Here is a 19,897-nt window from a genome sequence, read left to right on the forward strand (position 1 = left end):
GAATGACCGAGCTTCACTCGCAGCAGCCGGCGCAGTCGGCGGAACTCGAGCGCCTTGTCCGTCTGGAAGCGTACCTGCAAAGCGACCCGCGCAACGCGTCATTGCTCGCGGATGCATTCGATACAGCGATAGGTGTCGGGCGCCATGACGCCGCGCGTCGTTTTGTCGAGCAGGCCGAGGCGCTGTTCGACGGGCAGTCCGAGCAGCGCAGCCACTGGCAATTCAGGCGAGCTTCGCTGTGCATGGCGACGCACGACGATCTTGAGGCGCGGCGCTTGCTCGAAGCGCTTGTCGCGAGTGGCGAAACGCACCCCGCTATCGCCTGCAACCTGGCGCAACTGTCGTTTCGACACGCGGCCTATGCAGAGGCGCTCGAACAACTACAGCCGTTACTGGAGCGCGACGATGCGTCCGCGATCGACGAGGTGCGGGTGCTGGCCCTGCGAATCTGGCATCGACTTGGGCAAGTGACACAGGCGCTGGAATGGTTCGACGCCTCGGTCCCGAGACTCGATGGCGTGCCCGTCGCATCTGCGACGGTTATGGGCGTCGCGAGTCTTCTCGCGCTGGACGCGCAACGCATGAGCGATGCAAAAGCGTGGTCAACTCACGCATTGACGGGCGATGGTACGCAGATGGAGGCTCTGGTGACGCGCGGCACCATTGCGCTGGCGGAAGACGATATTCGTCAGGCGCGGCAACTGCTAGGTCAGGCGCTTGAAGTCAATGCCGAAGATGGCCGCGCATGGTCGGCACTTGCTTTCGTCGACATGCTGGATATGCAACTGGCTTCCGCCGAGACCTGCTTTCAGCGATCGCTGAAAACCATGCCCGAGCACATCGGTACCTGGCATGGCCTCGCATGGTGTTACCTGCTACAGCAGAAACTGCAGCAGGCACGCGAGATTTTTGAACAGGCACTGGCGATCGATCGAAATTTCGCCGAGAGTCACGGCGGACTCGCCGTAGTCGATGCGATTCAAGACCGACGTGAGCAGGCCGAGCAGTCGATTGCCGTTGCGCTGAAGCTCGATTCCCGAAGCCTCGCCGCGCGCTACGCGCAGGCGATACTGCGCGAAGAGGCCAACGACCCGCAGGCGATCAGGACACTTGCCCGGCATTTGCTGGGATCGAACGAGGCGGCTGGTGTCATCCGCGTAGCCGACCGGGTGATGAAGGGCGGTTAGTGCGGTTGTCTAGCCACCCGACGTTTTTCCAAGCAATGCGGTGCTCGCCCGATCGATCGCGACGGAGAGTCCCGGGTCGGCCTGCATCTGTTGCTGGACGTCGCTGACCACCTGATAAAACGCCGGATCGTTTGCGAGGTGCTGGCCCAGTTCCGACAGCAAAACAGCTTCGAGAAAGACTCGAAAGGCTTTGCGTGGGCGATCGGGGTCGTCAGGATCGATCGCCGCCACCCGCTGCGCGATCGTCGCGGCGAGGCCCGCAGACGGTTTGGCGGATTCGCCGGCCGTCCGTCGTCCCGCAGTACCCGCTTGCGGCTGTCGGGCACGCAACGATGCAGCGCCGCGAGAGTTCGCGATCTGCTGGCGAATGAGGGCAGCGAGTTGTGCCGCCGAGTCAATGCGGGTCATGCCGACCTGTTCCAAAGAAGCAATCTGGATTGCAAGCGCACGTCATCACGGTCGTCAACGCAGGTTTTGCCGATGATACGTCGATAGCAGAAAATGACTGTCCTCGTTCTCCGCGAGGCTTTCTTTTGATTCGCGCACGTCGTTGCCGAGGTGGTGAGCGATCTGCTCCAGCACTTTCTGCATATCGCGATTCAGCGCGTGATTGTCCCGGTTCGCTTCGATGCCGTGACGCAATGCCTTGTCTGCCGCCACGAAGTCGTCTTTGGCAAGATCGATCAGACCGTGCGCGAATATCCGCAGTGCGTGCGTGTCCGGCAACGTGTCCAGCCCTTGCCACGTCAAAGCGGCTTGCGCCGGCTTGCCGCGCGTCAATTGCAGCAGTCCGAGCTGAAAGCGGGCGGTGTGCAGGTCCGGGTCCTGCACGACGGCGAGCGCAAACGCACGCTCTGCTTCGTCCATGCGATCCAGCTGGGCGTACTGCGCGCCAAGCAGAAACTGCGCGTGCGCCGAGCCCGGTTCCAGTAGCAGCGCTTCTTGCAACGCGGCGACAGCGCTTTGTGCGTCGTGCGCCTGACTGGCTTCCAGCGCCCGTTGCATCGCGGTTTCGTATGGGGATGAGGCGGTGGGATTGAGGTCGGGCATGAGGGTATCCGGGGTGGAGCGGGCACGCAAGCTCGCGAGGTTACGGGAAATGTAGCATGGGCAACGCGCTTATCGTCCCTTGAGCGCCGTCACAATGGGCTGATGGAAACCCGTGGCCGCCGCTGGGAGAATCTGGATCTGCTCGAATCCTATCGACCTCAGATGGGACACCAGTTCTTCGGAAGTGATCGACCGGCAGCGACCGACGATGTGTCTGGCCACCCATGCGAGATCGGGCGTTTGATACGTGATATGGACATGGCACGTGTAATGGCGCTCGTCGTGCCAGTCCCACACCTGGTGGACGATCCGCCGCAGACCGTTGTCCGAGATCATGTAGGGTGCGGTCAAAGGCGGACGCAGCTTCATCAGCGAGTCGTAGTCCCGCAGACTGATGACGAGTTTTCCGCCCTGACGCAGCCGCTCATGCATGGCGATCAGTGCTGCTCGCACTTCGTCGTCGCTATCCAGGTACACCAGACAGTTGTCGCAGACGATCACTGCGCCGTAGTGTTGCGGCGGACAGGTCTGAAGCGAGCACATATCGTCCACGCGCAACTCGATACCGGCCGAATCGAGGCCACGCGCAGCGATTTCCTCTCTGGCGCGCTCGAGCATGGCGGATGACAGATCGGTTCCCGTGACCTTGTAGCCGGCGCGCGCAAGGCCAATGACCTGGGTTCCGATGCCGCAGGCACAATCGAGCACCTCGCCCGCCACGGCAGGCGGCGGCAGGATGTGTTTGAGCACCGATGCATGTTGTTCGATTGCGGCATTCCAGTCGCCAAAAACCAGGTGATAAGCCGGTGCCCAGTCTTCAAAGAATTTTTCGGCAGATTGAGTCATGAAAGTTATACGATTTCGCGCGCGACATAGGGGGACATCAGGCTCTGTGTCATGGCCCGGTAGTCCGGTATGAATTCAATTTCATCTCCTGGCGCGAGCTGTCGTGGGCAATCCGTCACGTCGAATACGCTGTAGTCCGACGTGCTGCATACGTGCCGGACATGCTCGTCCATGCACTTAAGTCCGCGTGGCACCGTATTGATGTAGCCGAGATCGACGATTGCACGCTTGCCGGGTACGGCGCGACCCAGGGGCTCTCGTCCTCGCCCGGCCGTTCCCGCTTCGGGCAGCGGTGCGGTCGCTTTGTCCTTGACTTCCACGACAGTCCCCTTGAGGACAAAGGCGTCCTGCAACAGCGCCGGATGGCGTCGATCGCTGCCGGGAATGGTCCCGAGCACGATCGCTTCGCCGACCCGCAGTTCGTTGATTCTTGGCGGCGCCGCGTGCTTTTCCAGCCAGTCCAGCATCACGGAGCCGCCAACCGACACCTTGTCGAAACGGTGCCCCAACCGCCGCTCGGCCTCGGTGGCGATCTCGTCGAGTACTGCAAGATTCTCCACGCTAGGCAGCGTGCCGTGGCAGCACGCCAGGTTCGCGCCGAGACCGACAAGCCGCAGATACGGCGAACTGAATTCAAGAATCTCCCGCACATGTCTGAGCGCGTTTCCCGGTAGTACCCCCTCGCGCAGGTCGCCCAGTTCGATCATCAACGTGAGTTCGTGCGTCACGCGCTGCCTATGAGCCGCCTCCGACAGTGCGCGAATGGTCACCAGCTCGGAACCGAGGCTTGCCCTGAAATTCCTGACGATCGTATCGGCTTGCGACGGTTTCGGAATCTTGATCAACATCGGCTCGCCATCGAGGGGCTTACCGAGTCTCGTGTGGATATCGACGTCCGAGATACCCAGCGCTTCAATGCCGGCTTCCTGAAAGAGCGTGACGAGTGTCGGGATCATCTGAAGGCTTTTCACAACGCCCACGAGCCGCATTTTCCTGCTCGCGCAGAAATCCTGAACGACTCGAATGTTATGCAGGATTTTTGCGGAGTCGATGCTTAGCGATGCCATGCCATTGTTCGATGTCGATTGGGTACGGATAGGGGGCGAGGTCAGCGGGACGCCGTCGTCCTGACGCTCGATGCCACGACGCCATTCTAGACATTGGCGTCCGTCGGGGCACGCACATCTGCCCGTGGTTCGGCAAACTTGCCACAGGTGCCAAAAATTCTTCTGCTTAACGCTAAACGAATCCGAAAATCCCTGGATAACTTGTGAAGGTAGGTGTGGAAGCTTCGTCAGGCCCGAGTCTGATCAGGCGGAAGTTCCATGCTGGACGACCTGGAATTCTCACTCTTACATTCGCCCCAGGAGGGTTCGATGGCAGCGCAACAGAACATTTCGGTGCAGCAAGCGGATTCACGCGATGAATCGACCATTCTTTCCCGCTCCCCCGCAGGTATGAAGGGCGATTGGGAAATTACCCGCTTGCCGGTCCAGCGTCGTCTGACCCAGTCGCCCGTAATCAATCTCGGCAGTACCACCCACAACTGTTCGTGCGTACTCGGCGATACGCCGATCCTGCTGGCCGACGGCAGCACGCGTGCGATCGAGGAGTTTGTTGGCGGGGAGCAGGTTCGGAATCTGGGCGGTGTAGGCACGGTCATCGGCGTGACCAAAGTGAAATTGGGTTACACCCGCCGGATCATTGAAATGATCGGCAACCACGGTCAATCCCTTTTCGTTTCCGACGAACATCCTCTCTGGACACGGTTCGAAGAGGACGGCAAGGTCCAGGAGTGGTGGGGGGTGTACAACTACAGCCACTACTACATGGAGCGCTGCGCCCAGGGATACGACACGGTCGACACGCATCAGCCCCGCATGCTGCGCTTCGACATTCCGAATACGCACGCGACCATCGACGGCTGGCGCCATGTTCAACCGGTTTTTCACATGATGTCGCCCGAAACGCCGATCTACGACCTCGAAGTCGATGTCGGCAGCAGCTATTTTGCCAACGGCTTCCTGATTCGCGGCAACCCGACGGCGACCGACTCCGAGGGCGCGCACTGGAACGCAGAAGTAGCTGACGAACAGGCGCAGCGCTTCATACGTTCGTTGACCGCCAGCGTTTGAGGTTGCGTCCGTCAGACGCTTCAGGGAATTCGACGCACGTCTGACGTACCCCATCGAGCAAGACCCGGACTCTGCGTTTCTGTCTGGTAGTGGACCGATACGGCTTTGCCGTGCGGCCCGCTACCGGGCGGGTAACGCACGTCCGCGCGAAATCGAGTTTGTCCGGCCTGCGCAGGCCGCGTTGCGATACCCCCGAGGAATATACATATGGTAGCGATCGTCACTGGCAACGGTTTGGGCCTGTCCCTGTCCTCCTTGTCCCTGCTCGGGCAGCGCGGTGTAACCGGCAATGCCAACGGCGGGCGTAATGGCGAGCTGGCCTATGTCAATGCGGCCACGGGCAACCTCGTCCTGCAGGATCACGACGACCTTCTCGCTGCGCACGGCATCCAGGTCGATACATTGCGGACCTATAACAGCCAGGGAGCGTTTAGCGACGGCGGTGACGACTGGAGCACCGGCGCAGGCCGCAGACGCTTGCAGATCAGCGGGCTTGTCTACACGGCTGGCAGCACGATCACACGTACAGCCGCGGACGGGTCGCAAACCGTCTATACGTTCGACGCCGCACGCGGTCTGTACGTGAACAGCGACGGCGCAGGCGCGATCAACACTATCCGCTACGACAGCAGCGCAGCGAACCTGATCTTCACGGACGGCACGAGCGAGGCGAGCGAGCGCTATGAAGTGGGTGGGCTCGGGCGTCTGCTGTCCGTGACCGACAAGGTCGGCAACACGGTCAGCTATAACTACGACAGCAACAACCGGCTATCCAGGATCGTCGACGCAAGCGGCGAAACGACCTACCTCGATTACGCGGGCAACAACCTCAGTCAGGTTCGCACGGTGCTGCTGGACGGCACGACCGTGACGCGGACGCATTACACGTACGATAGCCAGAACCGCCTGTCCACGACGACGGTCGACCTGAGTCCGGCGGATAACAGTGTCGCCGACGGCAACGTCTACCGGACGACTTACCTTTACGACGGCAACAGCGACCGGATCGCCTCGATCACGCAGTCCGACGGCACGACGCAGTCGTTCACCTACGTACAGGTCGGCACCGACTATCGCGTCGCTTCGTTTACCGACGGCGATGGGAACATCACCCGCTTTGACTACGATACGGTCAATCGACGCACGACGGTGACCGATCCGCTGGGATTGAAGTCGACCTGGAGCTACGATGCGCAGGGACGGCTGACGCAACTGAGCAGCTCGCCTGTCGCAGGCGTTGCGCAATCGACGACGTTCTCGTATGGGATCGGCGGACACGTAACGCAGATCGTCGATCCGTCCGGCCATGCCGTGTCGATGCAGTACGACGACAACGGCAATCAGGTTCTACAAAAAGATGCGTCCGGCAACACGATTACGAGAACGTTCAGCGCGTCCAATCGTCTTCTGACGGAAACGGTTTACCTGACGCCGGCCAACGGCGCCGCCGCACCCCAGCAACCGCTGACGACGCGCAACGTCTACGACGATCAGGGGTTACTGCATTTCACGATCAGCCCGGAAGGCCGGGTCACCGAGTATCGCTATAACGGCACCGGCGAGCGTACATCGTCGATCCAGTATGGCGGCAATAGCGCCTATTCGCTCGACGGCCTGAATTCGACGGACGCCCCGACACTTGCGCAGATGCAGTCATGGCAGGCGAAGGCGGATATGACGCAGAGCTCGCGGATCGACATGACGTACGATTTTCGCGGACTGCTCTCAAGTCAGACCACGTATTCGAGCGTCGACGCGCAGGGCAACGGTGTCCAGGACGGTCAGCCAGCAAAGACGCAATATGTTTACGATCAGACTGGCCGGCTGCTGAATACGATCGACGCGCGTGGAAATGCCACTCACGTTAGCTATGACGGATTGGGCCGCGTGCTCAGCACGACCGACGCGCTTGGGCAGGCCACGCTGACGCAGTACGACGACGCGCACAACAAGACGGTGGTCAAACTGGCCAATGGGCTGACCACGATATCGGCGTACGACAGTGACGGACTGCTGATCGGCAAGGTTCAGACCGACGCCGCGGCCCAGGTGCTGGGGCAGACAACCTATACGTACGACGCGGATGGCCGGCTGCGGATGACGCAAGATCCGACAGGCGTGCGTCACTACATGCTTTACGACGATGCTGGCCGCAAGGTGGCCGACATTGATGGTACTGGCGCGCTCACCGAGGTGCGCTACGACCTGAACAACGCGGTGACAGAGACGATCGCATATGACACGCCGGTCAGCGCGTCTGGCCTCGCCAGTTTGCTCGATGCAAAAGGCAATCCAGGCAATGCGACCCTCGCATCGATCCGGCCTGCTGCCAGTGCGTTGGATCACGTCCTGCGGAATATTTATGACGCGTCCGGACGGCTTGCCGTCACGATCGATGCTGCTGGTCAGGTGACGCAGAACGTGTATGACGGGGCGTCACGAGTCGTATCGGTGATTCGTTACGCCACGCCGATCAATCTCGCCAACCTGGGCGACAACCCAGGCGCTGCCGACGTCATGCCGGCAGCGTCCGCGCAGGATCGTATCACCCGAAATTTCTACGATGAAGATGGTCTGCTGCGCGGCACGCTCGACGGCGAAGGCTATCTCGTCGAAAACCGTTACGACTCGGCGGGACGTCAGGTGGAGCGCATTGCCTACGCTCATCCGACCGATGCGTCGTTGCGTGCCAGCGCGAGTCTCAGTGCACTGATTCCACCGGCCGACGCGGCCGACATTCATAGCTATACGCTCTACAACCGCCGCGGACAGGTCACGGGGCAGATCGACGGCGAGGGTTGGCTGACCGAGAGTGTCTATGACAGTGCCGGCAATCTGGCGCAGACCGTTCGCTATGCCACTCCGGTGACTGGCCGTGCGGGCGCGACGGTTGCTTCGTTGCGACCGGCATCGAGTGCGACCGATCAGGTCGTCAGTTACACGTATACGGCGCTAAACCAGCGCGCAACAAGCGTCGATGTGGAAGGAACGACGACCGCATACAGCTACGACAGCGTGGGAAATCTGCTATCGACCAGCCGCGCTGCCGGCACCGCCGATCAACGCACGCTGACGAGCCGCTACGATCTGCAGGGCCGTTTGACCGGTGAACTGTCCGCCCAGGGGGCCACGCTGCTGAAGGATGGTCTCACGTCCGATCAGGTCAACGCGATCTGGGTACAGTACGGAACCACCTACACCTACGATGCAGCGGGCCGGCGCACCAGCGCAACGGACCCGAACGGCAACAAGACCCTGTTCTATTACGACCAGGACAGCCGGTTGACGCATACGATCGACGCACTCGGCGAAGTGCAGGAGCGTCAGTACGATGCGCTGGGGCAACTGACCGGCACCGTGAAGTACGGCACACGTATTGCAGTTGCCGGCATGACCGGTGGCGTCGTGAGTGCCGCGTTGATCAATGCGCTCAACACGGTTCGCAATCCGGCACTGGACAGTCGCACCTCGATTACCTACGGCGCCACTGGTCTCGTCGCGACGACGACCGATGCGTTGGGCAACGTGAGCTCGAACACGTACGACGCGTTTGGTGACGTCATATCGAGCAATACCGCAATCGATGCCGGCCATGCACTGACCCAGACCTTCAGCTACGATCGTCGCGGTATGCAGACGGGCTCGGTGGCTGATCCGTTGGGTGTCGCCGCTGCTGCATCGACGCAGTACGATGCGTTCGGCCGTGTGATCCGCTCGATGGACGCGAACGGCAACGTCAGCACGCGCAGTTATGACCGCCTCGGTCGGGTCGTTCAGACGGTGGACCCGGTCAATGTGCAACGTTCGACGACGTACGACGCCTTTAGCCGTGTGCTAAGCACCACTGACGCGTCCGGGACGACGACCTACGCGTACGACACCTTTGGCCGGAGCGTGACAGTCACGTCACCCGGTGGTGTCTCCGTCACGACGGCACATACGCGTAACGGTCAGACCGCAAGTGTCAAGGATGGGCTGGGCAACGTCACCGAGTATGCATACGACAAGAACGGTAACCTGATCCAGACCCACACGCCGCTCTCGCAGACTGCAAGTCAATACGACGCGGCTAACCGGCTGATCCAGACGACGGATGCAAACGGCAATGTGGTCACCTATAGCTATGATGCGGCCAATCGGCTGCTTCAGCGCCGGGTCGATCCGAATGGGTTGAACTTGACGACGACGTATCAATACGACGCGAAAGGACAGCAGATTACGAGCACCGATCCGAATGGCACGGTGACGCAGGTTCGCTACGACGCGAAAGGACAGCAGGTCAGTCAGACGGTCGATCCGGGCGGCCTGAACCTCGTTACGCAATACAGCTACGACGGACGCGGCAAAACGCTCACGGTGACCAGTCCGACGGGAACGGTCGCACAGTACGTGTACGACAAGCTGGGTCGACGGATCGAGCAGCATATCGATCCCAGTGGCCTGAACCTGACGACGCGCACGGCCTACGACAAGAACGGCAATGCCGTCAGCGTCACCGATCCGAACGGCAATACGACACGCTACGTCTATGACGCGAACGACCGTCAGGTGTTCGCGATCGACGCACGGGGCGATGTGACGCAAACGGTTTACGATCAGGCCGGACACATCGCACAGACCACCACCTATGCAACGCCGATCGGCATGGCCGGCTTGAGCGCGGCACCGTTGGCCGGCGACATCCAGGCACGCCTCACCGCCAATGCCGCGACCGATGTCACCCAGATCCGGCGTTACGATGCCGACGGCCATCTGACATGGACCATCGACGGAACGGGCGGTATCGTCCGCTACGAATACGACGCGAATGGCAATGTGGTCAAACGCACGGCCTACGCGAACCAGTTAGGCGCAGCCGATCTCGCTTCGTTGCAGAAATCAGGCGGTAACCCGCAACCCGTTGCGGATGCTGCTCACGATCTGGTCAAGCAGACGGTCTACGATGCGCTCAATCGTGCGATCTATTCGATCGACGGCACCGGTGCCGTCGTGGAACGGCACTACGATGGCAATGGCAATGTAGTCGAGCAGATTGCGTATGCGACGACTGTCCCCACGGGGCAACCGGTCAATCAGGCCAGCATCGCGTCGCTGGTTCGTGCCGTTGCCGATTCCCAGCGCGATGCCCACGTTCGCAACACGTTCGACAGCGCCAATCGGCTCACTTTCACGGCCAACGGTGTCGGCGCCGTCACGCAGAATATCTACGACGCGAACGGTAACCTCACGCGTGCCATCGCCTACGCGACGCCGCTTGCCGGGGCCATGAACCCCGCAACCGCGCTGTCTTCGGTGCAGGCGGGCAGCGACGACCGCGTGACGACGTCCGTGTACGACGCCGCGAATCGCCAGATTTATACGGTAGACCCGTTGGGCACGGTATCGCATCAGGTGTTCGATGCAAACGGTAATGTGGCGCAGCGCGTGGTCTATGCGAACCGCCTGACTTCGGCCGGACTGGCGACGCCAGGCACGTTGTCGGCGTTGCAGGCAGCGCTCGTCCTCGATGCGACAAACGACCGCGCGACGCGATCGGTATTCGACGCGGCGAACCGGCAGATCATGAGCATCGATGCGCTCGGCAACGTGACGCAGAAGCAGTACGATGCCGCGGGCAATCTGATCGTCACGCGAGCCTATGCAAGCGCGATCAGCCTGCAGGGGTTGCCACCTGTTACGCAAGCCACGGACCTCTCCGCACGGTTGAAGCCCGACGCAACTAACGACCGGGTGCAGAGCTTCGCATTCGATGCAGCCAACCGGCAGATATACAGCGTCGACTCCGCCGGGTATGTGAAAGCGACCCAGTACGACGGTGCCGGGCGAATCGCGCAGACAACTCAATATGCAGCGGCACTGCCTGCTGCAACGACGCGCACGGATGCCACCAGCATTGCAGCCGGTCTGAAGGCCGATGCTCAGGCCGATCGCACCGATAGCTTTACGTATGACGCGGCGAGTAACCTGGTGTCGAGTACCGATGCGATGGGTGGCACCGAGCGTTATACGTATAACGGTGTGGGCGACAAGCTGTCGTTCACCAACAAGAAGGGCGCAGTCTGGAACTACGACTACGACGCTGCTGGCCGACGTGTGCAGGAAACGGCCGCCGCTGCGGATGTGGCCGCTGTGTCCGCTGCGAACGACGGGACCCTGTCTGTCGACGAAACGCATAGCGGCGCAGTCCGGCTCGTCACGCGTACCGACTACGACGCGCTTGGCAACGTAGTGGCGCGCACCGAAGCCTTCGGTCGACCCGAAGCGCGGGTGACACGTTTCCAGTACGACGCCGTAGGGCGGCAGATCCGGACGATTTATCCGGCGGTTGGCGTCTATAACGCGGGTGCGGACAACCTCGTATCCAATGGCGCAACAGGTCTTGCCGCGCGGACCGAAACGGCCAATGTCTTGCCGACAAGCGACGTGCTGTACGACGTCTTCGGTGATGCGATTGCGAATCGCGACGTAAGCGGCAACGTTAGCTACAAGACCTACGACCGGTCCGGTCGCGTCAGCTACGACGTCGACGCGATGGGCTTCGTCACGAGCTACAGCAGAAATGCATTCGGCGAAGTAGTTGGGCTGATTCGCTATGCGAGCGCGACGTCGCTGAACAACGCCGGTTACGCGGCGATCTCCGGCGCTTCCGTCGCATCTGCGATCAGTGCCGCCAACGTCGATCACAGCGCGGACCGCCTGCTGACGACCTCATACGACCAGCTCGGCCGTACCGTACAGGTGGTCGAGCCGACGGCATACACCTACGACTCGAGCGCACCGGCAGGCGCGCAGTATTTCACCGCAGGCCGGACCACGAAAACCGAATACAACGCGTTCGGCCAGGCCGTTCGCACTTCGGTGCTGAGAAATCCGCTCACCAATACGTGGACGACCACGACGCAATACTACGACCAGCGCGGTATGCAGACCGCGACCGTCGATGCGATGGGCTACCTGAGCACGAATGCCTGGGACGTGGCGGGCAATCTGGTTTCGCATAGCGAGTATGCAACGGCAATCGCACCGGGCAGCTGGAGTCTGGCGAGCTATGCCACGCCGGGCGCGAGCGGCACCGATCGCACGACCCAGTACGCGTACGACCGCCTGAACCGCAAGACCAGCGAGACGCGCGTCAATGTCCAGTACAGCGACACCGCCGATGGCAACAGTGTCACCGGCAACCTGACGACCACGTATGGCTACGACGCACTGGGTAACCAGACGCGCACGACCGATTCCACTGGCGCGTCGACTTACACCTACTACGACGCACTCGGACGGATTCTGGCCGTGGCGTCGCCTTCGCGCAGCAGCACCGCGAATGGCGCCAGCCTGATACCGCTGTCGGTTTTCCGGCGCGATGCCTACGGCAATGTCGTGGCGAAGATCGACTACGCACGCGGTGCGGCCAGCGCATCGGAAGCGTCTTACGCGCCGGCCGGTGGCGACGCCGCCGATCGCATCAGCGTCACTCGCTACGATAGCCACGGCAATGCCATCCAGAGCACCGATGCCTCCGGTGTCACGCACTATGCGTCGTTCGACGTCGCGGGGCGGCTTGTCAAACAGTGGCAGGCGGTAACGGGAAACGACGGGGTAACGCAGACGCTCTTCGAGGCGTTCCAGTATGACCAGGACGGTCGGCGTACCCATGTGCTCGATCCGGCTTCGACCGCGAGTCTGCAGGGCGGAAATATCGCGACCCTGTCGCAGGCCCAGGCGGGGTTGATCGACACGCGCACGGACTACGACGCTTTTGGCGATGCGGTTGCGAAGAGCATCAATGGGAATCAGGTCGAATACACCCGCTACGATGCGGCGGGTCGCGCATGGCTGTCGAATACCGGCGACGGTGTCGACAAGGTTTCGCTGTACGACGTGCAAGGAAATGCGACTGCGACCATCCGGAGTTCGGGCTCCGGACTGAACAATGCGGACTTCCGCACTATCGGGTCCCCCGACCAGGTGGCTGGGCTTGGGGACACCCGCCGTACCGATGTCGTCTATGACGCGCTAGGGCGCGCCATCCAGCAACTGCAGCCACAACGCACCGATTCGCAAGGCGGGGTATCGGTCTTCAGCATGTCGAGCCATGCGTCGATCGTCTCGATCGCAAGCCCCGTATTCAACGAGGGGACTCAGGTAAGCGGATGGACCGGTACGAACCAGCTTGCGCTGTCATGGACCTCGCTGGCCAGTCTCGGCTCAGGCGATATCAAGGTCCACGTCGACTACGTCACGCACGACGTCGTCTTCGACACTAGCGCGTCGGGTGACGAAGCCAGTAACCCCACGGTTCAGCCGGGTGTGCCGGCGTCGCGCGATGTGCTCTATACCGGCGAGTCTGCGGCACAGGCCGCGGCGGGCGCTACGCTCAGCTGGCAAGACCCGGTCGGACCCAATGGCGGCATTGGCAGGGTGACCGGCGTCACGATCTACAAGAAGGATCTGCAAGGCAACTGGCAGGTCGTCCTGAGTCAGGGGGCCGGCGGCCCGAGCGATGCGATCCAGGTGGCGACGCCTAACGACCCGCAGGCGCAGGTTCAGGTCCAGGTCGCGGCAAACGGTACGAACAACTGGTTCTCGCTGTCGACGATCAACTTCGGCGATTCACTCTATGCGACCACTAGCGGGCTCACGGCGGGCGGATACCAGTACCGCGTATTGACGACGTTGCCTCGCTCCGCGACCTATGTCACCGCCACCGGATCGCTGAACGTCGGCGCACCGGCGCTTGCACCGATCAATGTGCCCATCAGCTATGGGCCGGCAGGCGCCGGCTGGCTCGCGTGGCAGTCACCCGGGTCGGCGACCACCGAGGTATTCCGCTACCGCTTGCAGGGGACGTCGAACTGGAACACGTTACCGGTAGTCGCACGCAGCGGCGGCAACGACGGCGTCGACACATCGGTATTGCCGGGTGGCGGATACGACTACGAACTGCTGTGGACGCACAGCGGCGACAGCAGTCCGTACGCGCATGCGACCGGACAGATCGGCGTCAGCAATTCCGTGCCGGCACGCTACGTGCCGCCGGTCAACCTGCCGAACATCGCGGTGACCGAGACACGCGGTCTCGTGGGCGGAACGGTGACGGGTACCGATGCGTTTGGACTTCCGGTCTACAACACGGATGAATCCAGCCAGGTTGTCGGGGCCACGGAATCCGACACCATTCAATGGTCGTTGCCGTCCGTCGGCGTGAATGTGCAGTTCCAGTACCGGGCCGTAGGTACGACGGCATGGACGCCGTTGACCGTCTATACGTACACCAACGGTTCGGACGAGGCTTCGTCTCTGGTTGCCACACAGCGCGTGGATATCGCTCATATCGCACCGGGCAGCTACGAGTTTCAGGTTCTCGCTGTCGGAACGAACGGCGCGGCAACCGCTCAGGCTACCGGCAATCTCACGGTCAATGCGCAGGGGGCTGGACACTACGAGACCCGCAGTGTCCAGGTTCAGGTGCCGGTCACCGTGACGCCGGACAATCCCGCGAACCACATCGTCGGCTGGACGAAGGCTACCTACAATGCGCCCGTGGTCGTCGGTTACGACGAAGGCGGCAATGCGATTCTGGGCGACCATTACCAGTGGCAAGGCAATGTGATCGTCGGTGTTCCGTATACCGTGTCGCAGATTACCGGCTACCGGACCGAAACCTACCAGGTTCAGGTGCCCGTGCAGGGCGACCCCATCATCACGGGACACGACGAAGCCGGTCACCCTATTTACCAGCGGGACGGGGCCGGCAACATCATGTACACGACCAAGTACGTGACGCAGGACCGCACGCGCCAGGTGCCCGTATATGGCAATGTCACGGTGTACCCGCCCGATCCGAACAACTATCTCGCGTCGCCCAGCAAACCGATCTACGGCGCACCCGTTGCCGTCGGTACGGACGAGAGCGGCAACCAGATTCTCGGCGATCACTACCAGTGGCAAGGCAACACGGTAGTTGCCGTGCCCTATACGGTCATGCAGACCCAGACGCAGCAACAGCAGGTCTGGGTCGCCGGCACGACACCGCCACCGACGATCAGCACGACCACGCCGCCCTATACGCCTGGCTATACGATCGCTGAAGTGCCGAAGGGGTACAGCACGACGTCGACTACCGGCGCTAATCCACAGGCGTTGAGTCTCAGCGGTCAGGACTCGATTGCGCAGGGCATCAACGGCTCGCAGGCGTCCAATCGCCCCGCCACCAACCGCACTGTAGACCGCTGGGGCAACGTTCTATCGACGGACGATTCTCGCGCGAACCCGTGGAGCACCGTTACCACCTACCGGTACAACGCCAGCAATCAACTGATCGAACAGGATCTGCCCAATGGCGACGGCGTTCAGGGTGCAGGCCCGGTGCAACGCATCGCCTATGACCGGCTTGGACGGCAGGTGGCCGTGGTCGATGCGAACGGTCACGTCAATGCAAAGATCTACGATGCGGCGGGCAACGTCGCAACCGAACTGCACGCCGACGGCGGTGTGGTGCGCCACGCCTACGACGCGTTCGGCAATCAGGTCCAGCTGACGGACGCCTTGGGCAACGCCACGAGCTATACCTACGACAAGGTCGACCGGCTGTTGTCGACGGCGCAGGGCGTCGTCGGCGTCTACACGGTGGATGGCAACAACAACCTGCAATCGCTGGGAACGAGAAACCTCACCGAAACGACCGGTTACGATCAGGCGGGCCGCAAGCTCTGGAGCACCAACGGCAACGGAGAAACCATCCGCTACGCGTACGACCTGCGCGGCAACATCACGATGACGACGCAGCCGCTCGGGCAGGCGACACGCGATGCATACGACGTCGACGGACACAAGACCGCGGAAGTCGATGCCAACGGCAGCGTGGCGACCTGGCGCTACGATCATTTCGGCCAGTTGCAGGCGCATACGGATATCGGCGGTGCGAACTACAGCTATACGTACGACAACGCACGCCAGCTGATTGCGCAAACGAATACGCGAGGACAGAGCCTCCACTACCAGTACGACGCAGCGGGCCAGTTGATCCGCATCGACGACACTGCGCTAGGCCAGCGCACCGACTATGCGTACAACGCAGCCGGTGCTCGAGTGCGGGAGAAGACGACTCAGGGTGGTGTGGTGTATCAGGACAGCCACCTTGCGTATGACGCACTTGGACGCCTGCGCGATGTAGCCGATACACGCGTCCACCTGACGATCGACTACGACAATGCGGGCAACCGGGTGCATGAGCATACCCATGTCCTCAACATGCAGGATGCCGCGAAGGACAGCGACCTCTGGTATGCGTATGACTCGATGAACCGTCAGACGCTAGTAGATGGTACGAACCCGCAAGGCGGTATTGTCCAGGGGCAGGGCCATCTGATCGGCTACGACCTGAACGGCAACCGCACGAGCGACACGACGATCGGCGCGCGCATCACGTCGAACGGTGGCGACAGCGTGATGGCCGGGTATACGATCAACGGCACCGGGGCACGGTTGCTGGACGAGTCGGGTAACCCGATCATGAACGTGTCCACCGATTCTCAGGGGCGGCCGTACTACGGTCTGGACGAGTCCGGGCAGCCTGTCTACCTCACTGCAGTCAACGTTACGACACCGGTGACGTACAGCGCGAGTACGGGCTCGACCACCGAGCAATATGCGTATGACGCGCTGGGTCGTATCAGACAGATCTATCGGGACGGCACGCTGGTCGACACGCGGTACTACGACGGCGCGGGCCGGATGGTGCAAAGCGGGCCGGCGGGCTTGCTGAATCAGGCCTACGTGAACCTGCTGGGTTCGGGATCGAACACGCCGGGCGTCCAGACGACGATCAACCGTTTCGACGCAGATGGACGTCTGCAGCATCAACGCGTGCTGAAGGCAGACGGTGGCGCGAAGTACGAGACTGACTACAACAGCTACGACGCAGTGGGCAACCTGCTGCAATACAAGCTGATCAACCAGGACGGCTCGTCGTATACGAATACCTACACGACGGCGCTTGCGAAGTTCGAAGGCTACAAGGAAAGCTCGATTCAGGGGACGAGTACGGTCCTGCAGTCGGGCACGACGACCGACGGCTATGACGCCAACGGCAACCTGGTCACGGTAAGCGATTCGACGGAACCGGCGAACAGCCGACGCTTCGTGAACGATGTGTCGGGCCATGTGCTGTATCGCAACCAGGCGGGGAACACGCAGTACTTCATCTTCGCGAACGGACAGCAGATGGGCGCGTCGGGGATGGGCATCGACACGCAGAACCCGACGACGAACGGCAAGCCGAACTTCGCCGACGTGCAGAGCTTCAACATCGGGTATCAGTCGATCGATGCGAGCTATCCAGCTGCGAGCGTGGGCAGCTACCGGGTGCTGACGGGCGACACGCTGCAGTCGATTGCGAAGAGCGCGTATGGCGATAACAAGCTGTGGTACCTGATCGCGGACGCGAATAACCTGCAGGGCGACTCGGATCTGAAGGTGGGGCAGACCATCACGATTCCGACGACGGCGGGGGGTATCCACAACGACGGCGATACGTTCAGGCCGTATGACCCGAGCAAGGCCGTCGGGGATACGACGCCGAATTTGCCGGCGCCGCCGCCGCAGGGGGGCGGAGGGTGTGGTGTGCTGGGGATGGTGATCGCCGCGGTGGTTGCGGTAGTGGCGACGGTGTTTACGGCGGGGGGGATGGCGGCGCCGGCGGGATCGCTGGCTTCGGGGGCGTTCGGCACGATCATGGCGTCGGGGGCGTCTGCGATGGTGGGGGGAGTAGCGGCGGGTGGCTTGTCGGCGACGGCGCTAGCAGAGGCCGCAGTGGGCGCGGCGGTGGGTTCGGCGGTGTCGCAGGGCGCGTCGATCGCGATGGGCATGCAGAAAGGATTCAGCTGGAACCAGGTGGGGATGTCGGCGTTGAGCGCGGGGGTCTCTGCGGGAGTGGGCGGAGAACTGGCGCCGATGCTGGGTATCGCGGGGACCAGCATTCCGGCGCTGGCGGCGCGTGCAGCGCTGGCTAGTGCGCTGACGCAGGGCACGGAGGTCGTCACGGGGCTGCAGCACAGCTTCGACTGGGGCGGGGTTGCGGCGTCAGCGGCAGGCGGGGCGGCTGGAGGATTGGCCGGGGATGGTTTGCAGGCCAGCGGGGTGTTGAACGGCGTAGGCCAGTTTGGCCGTGCGCTGGCGGTGGGGACGGTGTCGGGATTTACCGCCGGGGTGACGACGAGTCTGTTGCAGGGAGGACGGGTGAACACGGTGCAGGTAGCCGCAGACGCGTTTGGCAATGCATTGGGTCAGGGTCTGACGGAGCCGGCGGCGGTGTTGGGGCAACAGGAGGCGCGGCTGGATCAACAGGTGGCGCAGATTGCGGAAACGGGCAGCGCGCAGACCGTCCCTGTCGGGAAAGCCGGTGGCAACGATAGCTACACCGGTGCTGTCTACGGTCAGTTAGTCGATGCATTCAGCAACAACGCGGGTCCGTCAACCGGCTATGCGTCGGGTGGCATGCTGTTCGCTGGGCCGGGAGCGCCGCCACCGATGGTCGACGGTGGGACTTTGTCGGCAATTCATATCACGCCGAACGGCTCGTGGATCGATGATGGGACAGGTTCTGCGGCAACTGGCGCTGCGTACGGCTCAGGGTACGCAGGAGCGTCGTCGGCGTGGTCGCCTGCCAGCCTGGGATATGGCGGCGACATTGACGTGAACACGGCAGCATTCCGTGTCGCGATGAATGACACTGGCACATCATATGGTGGTGCCGCGTTTGACGTTGAGCAGGCGCGTGCAGAACGCATCGGGGCGATGCAGGAGCAGGCCGCCAACCCAGCCAACGTACGTCCATCGCTGGGCGAACTCAACATCCTGGTGACCGGTCCGTACAGTGCACCTGAGTCCACGGCAACCAACATATCGAGCGGATTGAGGCAAGCGGGCCAATGGCTCGATACGCCAATTAGCTGGCTGCAGCACACGGCACAGACCGCGCTGAAGGGCAATGCGATCATGGCTGAGGGGCTGGATGCGGTTGGCCTGCACGGTCTGGCATCGGTGCAGATGGGGCTGGGAGAGGTGGTATCGTCGTCCGTGCCGACGCGGCCTTGGGAAGTGGCATTGTCGGTCGCACCGTTGGCAGGCGAAGTCGGTCCGGCAATGCGCGCCGGAGCGGCGATGTTCGGGCCGAAGTTCGCGGGGATAACGGAAGGTTTTCTGGCGAGACCCCGTATAGTGCCGAATGAGCCACGCATTGTGCCGGAGGCTGCCGCATCCCCTAAGACCATAACCCCATTAAATCCAGGGACTCGTTTCTACGTGAATGGCAACGGTGAAATCCTTGATGCCAAGACATACGCGCGCAACTCAGGGTTCAGAAACGGAGTACGTGACCAGGCGTGGGCTAATGCAGTAGACGAAGATACGGGTCTGGTATCTGACCCATTGACGGGGAGTACCATGAACTCAGGCGAGCGTTGGGACATGGGACACCGACCCGGCATGGAATACTGGAAGGAGCGAGATAACGCCATTAACAACTGGCTCAACAACGGTGAACACATGACGAGAAAAGAATTTCTCGATATTATGAACGACCCGTCGCGTTATCGACCAGAGTTGCCTTCGTCAAATCGGAGCCACCAGGCAGAAGATGCGAGCAATCTGTTTTGGGAATGAAAAGGGAAGGGCGGAAAA

Annotated in this window: 7 protein-coding genes; 3 read left to right on the forward strand and 4 right to left on the reverse strand. The window is 61.9% G+C overall.

The window, feature by feature from the left end; genetic code table 11:
- Positions 1 to 2: 2 nt before the first annotated feature.
- Complete coding sequence (locus BWP39_RS29100; RefSeq protein WP_096725648.1) at positions 3 to 1,187, forward strand: tetratricopeptide repeat protein; 1,185 nt, start codon at positions 3 to 5, stop codon at positions 1,185 to 1,187.
- 9 nt (positions 1,188 to 1,196) lie between these two features.
- Here the strand turns inward: BWP39_RS29100 and BWP39_RS29105 are convergent, their stop codons facing one another.
- From BWP39_RS29105 to BWP39_RS29120, 4 genes are all read right to left on the reverse strand, one after another.
- The gene (locus BWP39_RS29105; protein WP_133116968.1) at positions 1,197 to 1,595 is read right to left on the reverse strand and encodes a hypothetical protein; all 399 of its coding nucleotides are present in this window, start codon (positions 1,593 to 1,595) and stop codon (positions 1,197 to 1,199) included.
- 54 nt (positions 1,596 to 1,649) lie between these two features.
- Positions 1,650 to 2,237 (reverse strand): tetratricopeptide repeat protein, encoded by a 588-nt coding sequence (locus BWP39_RS29110; protein ID WP_133116969.1) that lies wholly within the window; start codon positions 2,235 to 2,237, stop codon positions 1,650 to 1,652.
- A 69-nt stretch (positions 2,238 to 2,306) separates the two neighbouring features.
- Positions 2,307 to 3,083, reverse strand: a complete 777-nt coding sequence (locus BWP39_RS29115) for a class I SAM-dependent DNA methyltransferase (RefSeq protein ID WP_096725651.1) — start codon at positions 3,081 to 3,083, stop codon at positions 2,307 to 2,309.
- Between the two features lie 5 nt (positions 3,084 to 3,088).
- A complete protein-coding gene (locus BWP39_RS29120; protein WP_096725652.1) occupies positions 3,089 to 4,150 on the reverse strand; it encodes an alanine racemase in 1,062 nt (353 codons plus the stop codon).
- A 309-nt stretch (positions 4,151 to 4,459) separates the two neighbouring features.
- Between BWP39_RS29120 and BWP39_RS29125 the strand changes: the two genes are divergently transcribed.
- Both BWP39_RS29125 and BWP39_RS29130 read left to right on the forward strand, forming a co-directional pair.
- Positions 4,460 to 5,218 carry a hypothetical protein gene (locus BWP39_RS29125; protein ID WP_096725653.1) on the forward strand — a complete coding sequence of 253 codons (759 nt, stop codon included), beginning with the start codon at positions 4,460 to 4,462 and terminating at the stop codon, positions 5,216 to 5,218.
- A 207-nt stretch (positions 5,219 to 5,425) separates the two neighbouring features.
- Positions 5,426 to 19,879: a GH-E family nuclease gene (locus BWP39_RS29130; RefSeq protein ID WP_096725654.1), complete on the forward strand. Its 14,454-nt coding sequence runs from the start codon at positions 5,426 to 5,428 to the stop codon at positions 19,877 to 19,879.
- The last annotated feature ends 18 nt before the right edge of the window (positions 19,880 to 19,897 follow it).

This window comes from Paraburkholderia acidicola, assembly GCF_002362315.1.
Lineage (GTDB): Bacteria > Pseudomonadota > Gammaproteobacteria > Burkholderiales > Burkholderiaceae > Paraburkholderia > Paraburkholderia acidicola.

Coding starts and splice junctions, on each gene's coding strand:
- BWP39_RS29100 (WP_096725648.1), top strand. CDS start 3: ATGACCGAGCTTCACTCGCAGCAGCCGGCGCAGTCGGCGGAACTCGAG.
- BWP39_RS29105 (WP_133116968.1), bottom strand. CDS start 1,595: ATGACCCGCATTGACTCGGCGGCACAACTCGCTGCCCTCATTCGCCAG.
- BWP39_RS29110 (WP_133116969.1), bottom strand. CDS start 2,237: ATGCCCGACCTCAATCCCACCGCCTCATCCCCATACGAAACCGCGATG.
- BWP39_RS29115 (WP_096725651.1), bottom strand. CDS start 3,083: ATGACTCAATCTGCCGAAAAATTCTTTGAAGACTGGGCACCGGCTTAT.
- BWP39_RS29120 (WP_096725652.1), bottom strand. CDS start 4,150: ATGGCATCGCTAAGCATCGACTCCGCAAAAATCCTGCATAACATTCGA.
- BWP39_RS29125 (WP_096725653.1), top strand. CDS start 4,460: ATGGCAGCGCAACAGAACATTTCGGTGCAGCAAGCGGATTCACGCGAT.
- BWP39_RS29130 (WP_096725654.1), top strand. CDS start 5,426: ATGGTAGCGATCGTCACTGGCAACGGTTTGGGCCTGTCCCTGTCCTCC.